Below are 2,122 nucleotides of genomic sequence, written 5' to 3' on the forward strand. Positions count from 1 at the left end.
CCGCAACCCCGAAAACCAGCGGCTACGAACACGCTGCGCAACCACCCGCCGAGCCCGCAGATGCCTCAAACCCGCTTAACTTCGAAGAGCCAGTTTCCCTCGATTCCCCCCGGGACCGCGGAACCATAAAGACGTCACTCCCCCCGTGGAGTAGCGTATTTACGCTATTAGTCTTACTCTCCCATTACGGCACGGTGGAATCGGGGACACGTGGCGGAGTCATTGGGATCTGTCCAGGCGCTGTGCATTCTCTTCTTCTGCGAGCAGTACCCGCCCGTCGTCTGGGACGGCGCGGGCACCTACACCGCGGCGCTGGCCACGGCACTCGCGAAACTCGGCCACGACGTCCACGTGCTGTGCGCCCAGGGGCGTCAGGTCGTCGGCTCGGTGAAGGACGGGGTGCACGTCCACCGGCGCCCGTTACTGCGGGTGCCGGTCAGCCGCGGGCTGGGAAAGCTCGGCGCCCAACTCCGGGGACCCCTGTACCCGCGTGACTCGCTGACGCTGCGGGCCAGCCTCCCGCTGTCCTACAGCTTATGGATGCGTCAACTCGGGCTCAGACCAGACGTGATCGAGACCCAGGACGGGGAAACCCGCGGTCTGATCCAGGCCATGCGTCGCTCCACTCCGCTCGCCATCCACCTCCACTGCCCGACCATGCTCACGGTCAGGCTTTCCGGCCAGCCGGTCGGGTTGAAGGGCCTGGTCGCCGACCGGCTGGACCGGACGTCGGCGGGCCGGGCCGCCGTGGTCACCTCACCGTCGCAGCTGCTCGTCGACACGCTGCGGGAGCAAGGCTGGTTGGGTGACCGTGAGGTGGAGGTGATTCCCAATCCGTTCGACGCCGAGCCGTGGCTCGACATACCCGACGTCGCCGGCACCACGCCGACAGTCGCCGTCGTAGGCCGACTCGAGGCCTACAAGGGCGTGGATGTGCTGCTCGACGCGTCGGCCCGCCTTCGTGGCGCGGGGGTGGCGCACCGGCTGGTGCTCGCGGGACGCTCGGCGGGCGAGATCAACGGGGTGCCCTCGGGCGAGTGGCTGGCCCACCGGGCCCGCCAGCTTGAGCTGGACGTCAAGTTCACCGGGCACCTGTCCGGTTCTCAGATCCGCGACGTCTACCGGCGGGCCCGCGTCGTCGCCGTGCCGAGCCGCTTCGAGAGCTTCTCGATCGCGGCCGTCGAGGCGATGGCGGCCGGCCGGCCGGTGGTGACCACGACCCGGGCCGGAGTCGCGCCCTTCGTCGAGCGGTGGGAGGCCGGATCCTCGGTACCGGCCGGCGATCCGGTGGCGCTGGCGGATGCGCTGGCGCTGTTCCTGCTCGACCCCGCGCGGGCGAGCGCGTTCGGGGCCCGGGGTCGTCTCGGTGTAGTCGAGATCGAGCCCTCGGCCATCGCCCGCCGCAAGGTCGAGGCATACCGGCGCGGCATCGCGCACTTCGGCACCCGGAACCGGCAGCAACACCCCGACCGAGCCACGCGGCCGACGGTTTATACCCCGACCTGTCCCGGGAACGGCGCCGCCACCGGCGCTGGCCCGCCGCCCGGCCCTGAGGTGGCGCCCGCAGGCTGACTACCGGCTGCCCCGTGCCTGGTGGCCGGCCCGCCACCGCCGCTCGAAGTCGAGGTGCCGCAGCGCCCCCGCGGCGACGTAGACCTCGTACCGACTCCCCAGGGTCGCGAGCAGGGAACCGGTCACCGGGGTGGCGACGCCGGACGCCGCGTCGTCCTCCCCCACCTGGGTGGCGTGCTCCGCGAGGGCCCTGCGCTGCCGCGCCCGGAAGCCGCGGGCGTCCACGAGCAGCGGACGGCGTTCCCGCAACCGGCGGACCGGCTGGACGAACAGACGCTCAGCCGACCAGCCCGCCGTCCCGTATAGCCCAAGGTCCAGGGCCAGTGCGTCCAGAACCAGACGGTGTATTCGAGCACCTGGCCGCGATAACCGGTGGTGGCGACCGCTCGGCGCACCGCCTCGTTGGTCGCGTCGTGGTCCGGGTGCCCCTCGCACGAGGTCGGCGCCAGGATCTGCTCGGGCGCGAGGGTCTCGATGAGCTCGGTGAGCCGCGCAGCGATGGCGTCGATCCGGTCGGAGAGCTCGGCGTCGGGGAAACCGAGGAAGCGCA

General features: G+C 71.2%; 2 protein-coding genes and 1 pseudogene. 1 reads left to right on the top strand and 2 read right to left on the bottom strand.

Translation table 11 applies throughout. The features are described from left to right. The first annotated feature begins 210 nt into the window (after window positions 1-210). Window positions 211-1,572, top strand: coding sequence for a glycosyltransferase family 4 protein (locus ACY5KJ_RS19335; RefSeq protein ID WP_462204034.1), 1,362 nt, complete (start codon window positions 211-213; stop codon window positions 1,570-1,572). Here ACY5KJ_RS19335 and ACY5KJ_RS19340 read toward each other — a convergent pair whose 3' ends face one another. Together ACY5KJ_RS19340 and ACY5KJ_RS19345 are read right to left on the bottom strand one after the other, a co-directional pair. Then, window positions 1,573-1,821, bottom strand: coding sequence for a hypothetical protein (locus ACY5KJ_RS19340; protein ID WP_462204036.1), 249 nt, complete (start codon window positions 1,819-1,821; stop codon window positions 1,573-1,575). A gap of 191 nt (window positions 1,822-2,012) precedes the next feature. Next, window positions 2,013-2,081 (bottom strand): annotated as a pseudogene (locus tag ACY5KJ_RS19345) (hypothetical protein); the annotation flags it as partial. Window positions 2,082-2,122: the final 41 nt, after the last annotated feature.

This window comes from Frankia sp. CcWB3, assembly GCF_977927595.1.